Below are 8629 nucleotides of genomic sequence, written 5' to 3'. Positions count from 1 at the left end.
GTCAAGTCAATCCGATACCGCTTCTTCGACATACGGGCCCCATGAATCGGCCCGCGACACGGCGAGAACCGATTGGCTGCGGGGGACGCAGTGCTTAGCATGACAACACTTCCGCCTTTGGTCGATACAAGGGACTAGCCCCCTGTTTCGCGAACCGCCCACGAGATCGCGAGTTCCGACGGGAAGTTACGGCAAGAGCGGCCCTCTCTTATCTTGCCGTAGATCGCGGGCAACTTGCCGAGGGGAAACGGTCTCCACCGGCTCCCAATGTTCTCCTGCTGTTCGCCCGAGCTGCTTCGGAGGAGCTGTTCTTTGGCGTAAGGTGCGGGCTTCGCTCGGATCGGTCTACGGCAAGATAAGAGCAAGTCTGTTGCGCCCCAAGTACCCGATTTCGTGGCGATTCCAATGAAGGGGTGGCGACAGCGCGGTTCGCGAGTGACTTGCGACTGACTCACTTCGAAGCGCAGCTCTGGCGTGGTGAGCTGGGTCTATCTCGGCTCCGCGTCGAGCCGAGTCGGCTCTTCGAGCACCGCAAGGATCTCCGTCGCGCAGAAGATCCGATTGCGCTTTGCCTCGCCGACCTGCTGCATGACACCGGCCTCGACCAGTCTCTCGATCGCACGCTGAGCGGTCGTGTACGCGACGTCGAGCCGCTCGGCCGCCCGCTTCACCGTCCAGTACGGGTTCTCCGCCAGGAGGTCGACCAGCTTCGGTACGGCAGTCGACGCAGACCCGGCCGCTAACGTCCGCCAGCCAGTCACGAACTCGTTGATCCGCTCGGCACGCCGCACCGCGTCTTCCGCCTGCCACGCGACGCCGCGCAGGAAGTAGAGCAGCCAGCCCTGCCAGTCGCCCTCGTCTCGGACCGCTTGAAGCCGCCGGTAGTACTCCGGGCGCGTCGCTTCGAAGAACGCGCTCAGGTAAAGCAATGGGGTTGGCAGGATGTCGCGCTCCACCAGAAAGAGCGTGATCAGAAGCCTCCCTACGCGCCCATTTCCGTCCAGGAAAGGATGAATCTCCTCGAACTGATGGTGGGCTAGCGCGATCTGGACGAGCGGCGGGAGCGTTCGGTCGTGGAGGAAGGATTCCCACTCGCCGAGCAACTGCGGGAGTTCGTTCCGAGGCGGCGGGACGAACGTGGCATCCTCGACCCCGCACCCGGGCGGCCCGATCCAGTTCTGGACGCGCCGGAATTCTCCCGGATGGGCGTCGCCGCCTCGCACGCCGTCCATCAGCCGAGCGTGCAGCTCCCGGACCAGGCGGAGCGAGAGGGGCAGCTCGGCCAGGCGCGCGATCCCGTACTCCAGAGCCATCACGTGGTTGGCGACCTCGCGAAGGTTGGCAGAGCGGCGCGCAACCGAAGCCCCGGCCTCCACCGCCAACAGCTCACCGAGAGTCGTCTGGGTCCCTTCGATCCGGCTCGAGAACTCAGCCTCTTTGTGCGCAAAGAGATGGGCGATCTGGCGCGCACTGGGGAGCCATTTCGCCGCACCGTGAAGCTGGCCGACGGCACGGTCCGCGGCCGAAAGGGCGGCAGCGAGCTCTGGCTTCCAATCGAGCGCTGCGCTCCTGGCAGCGTCTCGGTTCCCAAGGGGGAAATAGATGCCTTCAGCCATGACTCAATATTAGCGAAATCGACTAGAATCGAAATCAGTGATGGATCTAGTTCAGTGCTCGACAACAAGAGTGGTGCCGGGGCGTGAATCCGGCATATTTCTCCTTCGCAGAGGGACCTAATTCGTTGACATTCGCCTTCTAGGAAGGAGATTATATTTCCGTGCTGCCCGATCCGCCTCGCGCTTTCGATGCCCTCCTCGATGAGAAGCTGGCAGACTCCCTCGTGGCGCCCGTGCCCGAAGCGACGCCGCGACGGGTTTCCGGAACGGTCCATTTTCCCGGGAAGGCCACGGCAGTGGTGGGCATGCGCCGAGCCGGCAAGACCACCTTCCTTCACCAGCTGCGACGCGAGCGGCTGGAGGCCGGGACAGAGCGGTCGGCACTGCCCTATGTGAACTTCGAGGACGAACGCCTGGCGGGTCTGACCGCCGAGCACCTGCACCCGTTGGTGGAGCACTACTACCGTCGCTACCCGGAGGCGCGCGGCAGCAAGACCGTGACGTGGTGCTTCGACGAGATCCAGGTCGTTCCGGGCTGGGAGCGCTTCATCCGACGGCTCCTCGATGCCGAGCGGGTGGAGGTCTTCGTGACCGGCTCCTCTGCCGCCCTGCTTTCCCGTGAGATCGCCACCGCACTGCGAGGTCGGGCATGGGAGGTGCTTCTCCATCCCTTCAGCTTCGAGGAAACTCTACGGCACCAGGGAGTTGCACCCCCCGCGCGCCCAGATTTCCTGGCCTCGAAGGATCGCTCGGCCTTGGAGCGCGCCTTCCTCGGGTACCTGGAGGTGGGAGGGTTTCCGGAGGCCCAGGGGCTCGACGTCGCCACCCGCCGCCAGCTTCTGCGCGACTACGTGGACGTGGCCATGCTGCGCGACGTGGTCGAGCGCCATGGCGTCACCAACGTCGCGGGCTTGCGCTGGCTCGTCCGCCATCTTCTCGGCAACGCGGCGGGCCTCTTCAGCGTGGAGAAATTCTACGGAGCCCTGAAGTCCCAGGGCCTTTCTATCTCAAAGGACACGGTGCACCAACTCCTGGGTCATCTCACCGATTGTTTCCTCGTGCGCACCGTATGGCTGGAAGCCAAGTCGGAACGCCAGAGAATGGTGAATCCCCGCAAGGCCTACCCGGTCGACCCGGGCCTGATCCCCGTCTTCGACCGCACGGGCCGCGCAAACACCGGCCATGCCCTCGAGACTGCTGTGATGGTGGAGCTGGAACGCCGGCGCTGCGAGGTGACGTACGTCCGTACGCCCGAGGGTCATGAGGTGGATTTCCTGGCGCGCTTCCCAGACGGGGAAGAAGAGCTGATCCAGGTATGCGCCGAGGCTTCCGACCCGGCGACGGCAGAGCGGGAGCTGCGTGCCCTCGAAGGCGCCAGCGCTCTCCACCCGCAAGCCACCCAGCGGCTCCTGTTGCTGAACCGCGATTCGGTACCTCAGGCAGTCCCGGAAGGAGTGATCGTGCAGCCCACCTATGAATGGATGCTCCCCGCCGACGACGCTCCCGGGGTGGCGGAATACGGCGCGAGATTGAGGTCAGCGAGATGATCTTTGAGACCCTTCCGTTCGAGAACAAGACCAAGGGATTGCCCGCGGCGATCACTGAGAGGTCGCTCCAATGAAAGAGATTCGAGGCCTCGCGAAGAACATTCGGGCTCTGCTGAGTGGAGCCAAGTTCGCGATCGACTACTACCAGCGCGAGTATCGCTGGGAAACGAAGCAGGTCGCGGAACTCATCGACGACCTGGCCGAGAAATTCCTGGAGAGGCACGAGGAGGGAAACGAGCGCAGTGCGGTCGAGCAGTACGGCCACTACTTCCTCGGCTCCATCATCATCAGCGACAAGGAGGGCCACAAGTTCATCATCGACGGGCAGCAACGCTTGACGTCGTTGACCCTGATCCTCATTCACCTCTACCGCCAGCTCGAGGACGAAGACCAGAAGAAGGAGATCGCCAATCTGATCTTCTCTTACAAAGTGGGCAGGCGCTCCTTCAACCTGGACGTGCCCGAGCGTACTGCCTGCATGGAGGCGCTCTTTACCGCAGAGCCGTTCGAGGAGAACGGTCAGCCTGAATCAGTAGTCAACATCGTCAGTCGGTTCCAGGACATCGAAGAGTCCTTTCCAGAGGAGCTCACGGGCGAGGCACTGCCCTACTTCGCCGACTGGCTGATCGAGAACGTCCACCTGGTCGAAATCACAGCATATTCGGACGCCGACGCTTATACCATCTTCGAGACGATGAACGACCGCGGGCTGTCGCTCACGCCGACCGATATGCTCAAGGGCTACCTGCTCGCCAACATCACCGATGCGGAACGTCGCAACGAGGCCAGTCAGACGTGGCGCAAGCAGATCGCTTCCCTTCAACAACTGGGCAAGGAAGAAGATGCCGATGCCATTAAGTCGTGGCTGCGGAGCCAGTACGCGCAGAGCATCCGCGAGCGAAAACGTGGCGCTCAACCTCGTGATTTCGAACTGGTCGGCACCGAGTTCCACCGGTGGGTGCGCGACCACGAGCAGGAGCTGGGTCTCTCGGACAGTGCCGCCTTTGGCCGCTTCATTGGGCATGATTTCGCGTTCTATGGCCGTTGGTATGAGCGCATCCGCCACGCAGCAGAATCCCTTACGGAGGGGCTGCAGGCGATTCACTTCAACGCCCAGAGCAACTTCACCCTACAGTACCCTGCGCTACTTGCACCTCTCCAGCGCAGCGACAGCGAGAGCGAGATCCTCCGCAAACTGCGCATCGTCTCGTGCTACATCGACATCTTGATCGCCCGCCGCGTCTGGAACTGGAAAGCAACCAGTTACTCGGCGATGCAGTACAACATGTTCCAGCTGGTGATCCTCCAGATTCGCGCAAAGCCGGCACGCGAGCTGGCGGCCATCCTGACCGAGCGCCTCGACGCCGAGGAGGAGACCTTTGGCAGCAACGATCGGTTCCGCCTTCACGGGATGAACGGAAAGCAGATCCACCGCCTGCTGGCGCGCATGACGGACTACATCGAAACGCGGTCGCGCCAGACGTCACGCTATTCAGAGTACATCCAGCGGCGAGGGAAGAATGGCTACGAGGTCGAGCACATCTGGGCCAACCATCCGGAACGTCACGAGGACGAGTTCAGCCACACCTCCGACTTCGCCGAATATCGCAACCGGATCGGAGGCCTGCTGCTGCTGCCCAAGAAGTTCAATGCCAGCTATGGCGACCTGGCCTACACGGACAAGCGCGCGCACTACCATGGGCAGAACCTCCTGGCCCAGAGCCTCTTCGAGAAGACCTACGATCACAATCCGGGGTTCCAGAAGTTCCGTGACGAATCCGGCCTGGCGTTTCGTCCACATGCCGAGTTCAAGAAGGCCGATCTCGACGCGCGGCAGGAGCTCTACCGCCAGATCGCCGAGCAGATCTGGAACCCGGAGATCCTGATGCGGGAGGCCGAGGCATGATCGCGCGATGGCGAGTAGCCGCGACCACGGAGTGGACGAACCGATGGCTCTGAAGAAATCCGACCTGTACTCATCCCTCTGGGCCTCGTGCGACGAGCTGCGCGGTGGCATGGATGCCAGCCAGTACAAGGACTACGTGCTGTTCATGCTGTTCATCAAGTACATCAGCGACAAGTACGGCAACAGCACCGACTTCGCCCCGCCAGTCACGATTCCCAAGGGAGCGAGCTTCGAGGACATGATCGCCCTCAAAGGCAAAAGCGACATCGGCGACAAGATCAACATCCAGATCATCCAGCCGCTGATCGACGCCAACACGCAGCTCGCCCGCAGCGACTTCCCTGACTTCAACGACCCGAACAAGCTCGGAGAGGGCCAGGCGATGGTTGATCGCCTGACCAACCTGATCGGCATCTTCCAGAAGCCCGAGCTGGACTTCTCGCAGAACCGCGCCGACCACGACGACATTCTCGGCGATGCCTACGAGTACCTGATGCGTCACTTTGCTACAGAGAGTGGCAAGAGCAAGGGGCAGTTCTACACGCCCTCCGAGGTCAGCCGCGTCATTGCCAAGGTGATCGGTATCTCACCGGACAACACGAAGGCGTCCACCACCGCCTACGACCCGACCTGCGGCTCGGGCTCGCTACTCCTGAAGGTGGCCGCCGAGGCGGGCAAGCGCATCACACTCGAAGGGCAGGAGAAGGACGTGACCACCGCGGGCTTGGCTCGCATGAACATGATCCTGCACGATTTCCCCACGGCCAACATCCTCTCCGGCAACACCCTGGCTGCGCCCAAGTTCAAGGACGGCGAGCAGCTCCGCACCTACGACTACGTCATCGCCAATCCGCCGTTCTCCGACAAGACCTGGACCACCGGCCTCACTCCATTGAAGGACCCGTTCCAGCGCTTCGCCTGGGGGGAGCCGCCCGCCAAGCAAGGTGACTACGCCTACCTGCTGCACATCATCCGCTCGATGAAGGGCGCGGGAAAGGCTGCTTGCATCCTGCCCCACGGCGTCCTCTTCCGCGGCAACACAGAGGCCACGATCCGCGAGCAGCTCATTCGCTCGGGCTACCTCAAGGGCATCTCGGCCTGCCTGCCAACCTCTTCTATGGCACCGGTATCCCCGCCTGCATCGTGGTGCTCGACAAGGAGAACGCCACCGCCCGCAAGGGCGTATTCATGATCGACGCCTCCAGGGGTTTCATCAAGGACGGGAACAAGAACCGCCTGCGCGAGCAGGACATCCACCGGATCGTCGATGCCTTCACCAAGCAGGCCGACGTTCCTCGCTACGCCCGCATGGTGCCGCTGGCCGAGATTGGCGACTCGAAGAACGACTTCAACCTCAACCTGCCGCGCTACATCGATGGTGCCGAGCCCGAAGACCTTCAGGACATCGACGGGCACCTGCGCGGCGGTATCTCGGAGCGTGATCTCGACGCGCTCGTCGCATACTGGAAAGTACTCCCCACGGTGCGCGCCGCGCTGTTCGAATCCGCCGGCCGCCCCGCGTACGCCCAACTGAAGTTGCCGCTCGCCGAAGTGAAGCTCGCCATTCTCGGCCACGCCGAGTTCGCCGCCTTCCAACAGACGGTGACAGAGCTGTTCGCCGACTGGCGCAAGACCGCGACGCCGTGCCTCACCGGGTTCGACAAGGACGGACACCCGAAGGCGCTGATCGAGATCATCGCCGAAGATCTACTCGACACCTTCCGCCAAGCGCCGCTGGTAGACGCCTACGACGTCTACCAGCACCTCATGGACTACTGGGCTGAGACCATGCAGGACGACGCCTACCTGATCACCGCCCACGGCTGGGTGAAGGGCGCGCAGTCCCGGGAGATCATTCGGGTCAAAGACAAGAACAACAAGCTCGTCTGGCCGGAGCCGCACGACTATTTGAAGGGGAAGCGGCGCTTCAAGTCGGACCTTGTCTCCGCGCCAATTCTCGTCGCCCGGTACTTCGTCGTCGAGCGTGATGTCATCGAAGCACTCGACAACGAATTCGCAACGCTCCAGCAAAAGCTCGACGAAATGCGAGAGGAGAACAGCGGCGAGGATGGGCTGCTTGCCGAGGTGATCGAGGGCGAGGGCGACAAGTCGAAGATCACCGTGAAAGCCGTGAAGGCGCGGCTGAAGGAGATCGGCAAGGATCCCCTCTACGCGGACGAGCGGGCGGCGATCGAGTCGTACGCCGACTTGTTGGCTCAACAGACCAAGGCAAAGGCCAAGCGCAAGGCCGCACAAGAAGACTTGGACAAGAAGATTGACGCGAGGTACCCCAAGCTCACAGAGGCTGAGATCAAGACGCTGGTCGTGGACGACAAGTGGATGACGCGTCTGTCAGCCGCGGTGCAGGGCGAATTGGATCGTGTTTCTCAGACCCTCACGGGCCGCATCCGTGAGTTGGCTGAACGCTACGCCAAGCCGCTTCCGAAGCTCACCGAGGAAGTGGCGACGCTTGCCTCTCGGGTGGGCGAACACCTCAAAAAGATGGGGGCGCTATGGATGTGAAGCTCGGATATAAGCGCACGGAGGTGGGGGTCATTCCAGAGGATTGGGAGGTTACCACGGTCGGTCAGCAGTTCTCCGTTCAGCTTGGGAAGATGCTCGATGCCAAGAAAAACGTCGGAGTCGTGAAGCCCTATCTTGGAAACAAGGCGGTCCAGTGGAATCGGATCGACATTGCCGACCTTCCAACCGTCCCTTTGTCTCCCTCGGACCTACAGAGATTTCGCCTGGAGAAAGGTGATCTCTTGGCGTGCGAGGGTGGTGAAGTCGGTCGGGCCGCGATCTGGGATGCGGCGCTTGATGAGTGCTATTACCAAAAGGCTCTTCATCGCTTGCGGCCGCTCCATGACTTCGATCCCAGGCTCATGGCGGCCATTCTTCGCCAATGGTCTGACCGGGGAATGCTCGCCAACTACGTGACTCAGACAAGCATCGCGCACCTTCCGCGTGACAAGTTCATCAAGGTTCCGATTCCTCGGCCGCCGATCCCCGAACAACGCGCGATTGCGACGGCATTGAGCGATATGGATGCGCTGCTGAGCGGACTGGATCGGCTGATCGCCAAGAAGCGCGACCTCAAACAGGCAGCCATGCAGCAACTCCCTACCGGCCAGACCCGCCTGCCCGGCTTCCGCGGGGATTGGGAGGTGAAGCGATTGGGGGATGTGTTCGCAATCTCGACCGGCACCAGCAAGAGTGCGTTCGCAACCGCCGAGGGTGACTACTGGATCTGTGACATGGGTTCAGTCTCCTCCAATGGGCGCCTAATCGTGTCGAAACGCACCAACCATCGAGGTGACCTCCTCAATAGTGGTGATCTTGTTATGCCCAAGGACGATATTGGGGGCGGCAAGATCATCGGCAAGGTCGGCTATATCGATGCCAATCACACTTACGTTCTAGCCCGAATAATTCATGAAGAAGTCGCGTTCCTGAATTGAAGAAGGCCCCAGTTGCGGTAGAAACGTGTTGCGACACCCGTTTCCCCTCAACAAGGGCCCCTTCATGAAGCCGGATACTACCGCACAGACTGTCACCTT

General features: G+C 61.8%; 4 protein-coding genes and 1 pseudogene. 4 read left to right on the top strand and 1 reads right to left on the bottom strand.

All coding sequences use genetic code 11. The features are described 5' to 3' along the window. Positions 1 to 488 precede the first annotated feature (488 nt). Positions 489 to 1616 (bottom strand): Fic family protein, encoded by a 1128-nt coding sequence (locus GY937_27535; protein MCP5060467.1) that lies wholly within the window; start codon positions 1614 to 1616, stop codon positions 489 to 491. 161 nt (positions 1617 to 1777) lie between these two features. Between GY937_27535 and GY937_27530 the strand changes: the two genes are divergently transcribed. The 4 genes and pseudogenes from GY937_27530 to GY937_27515 all read left to right on the top strand — a co-directional run bounded on the left by GY937_27530 (position 1778) and on the right by GY937_27515 (position 8530). Next, the gene (locus GY937_27530; protein MCP5060466.1) at positions 1778 to 3163 is read left to right on the top strand and encodes an ATP-binding protein; all 1386 of its coding nucleotides are present in this window, start codon (positions 1778 to 1780) and stop codon (positions 3161 to 3163) included. Between the two features lie 70 nt (positions 3164 to 3233). After that, positions 3234 to 5069, top strand: coding sequence for a DUF262 domain-containing protein (locus GY937_27525; protein MCP5060465.1), 1836 nt, complete (start codon positions 3234 to 3236; stop codon positions 5067 to 5069). Positions 5070 to 5112: 43 nt separating this feature from the next. After that, a pseudogene (locus tag GY937_27520) lies at positions 5113 to 7592 on the top strand (SAM-dependent DNA methyltransferase). Further along, positions 7583 to 8530, top strand: coding sequence for a hypothetical protein (locus GY937_27515; protein ID MCP5060464.1), 948 nt, complete (start codon positions 7583 to 7585; stop codon positions 8528 to 8530). The pseudogene GY937_27520 and the gene GY937_27515 overlap by 10 nt, the downstream one beginning before the upstream one ends. Positions 8531 to 8629: the final 99 nt, after the last annotated feature.

It is taken from the genome of bacterium (genome assembly GCA_024228115.1).
In the GTDB taxonomy this organism is placed as follows: domain Bacteria; phylum Myxococcota_A; class UBA9160; order UBA9160; family UBA6930.
This window is presented reverse-complemented; position numbering and strand designations above follow the sequence as displayed.

What these genes read in the sequence shown, in the direction of transcription:
- GY937_27525 (MCP5060465.1), top strand. Translation starts at nt 3,234, where the DNA reads ATGAAAGAGATTCGAGGCCTCGCGAAGAACATTCGGGCTCTGCTGAGT.
- GY937_27535 (MCP5060467.1), bottom strand. Translation starts at nt 1,616, where the DNA reads ATGGCTGAAGGCATCTATTTCCCCCTTGGGAACCGAGACGCTGCCAGG.
- GY937_27515 (MCP5060464.1), top strand. Translation starts at nt 7,583, where the DNA reads ATGGATGTGAAGCTCGGATATAAGCGCACGGAGGTGGGGGTCATTCCA.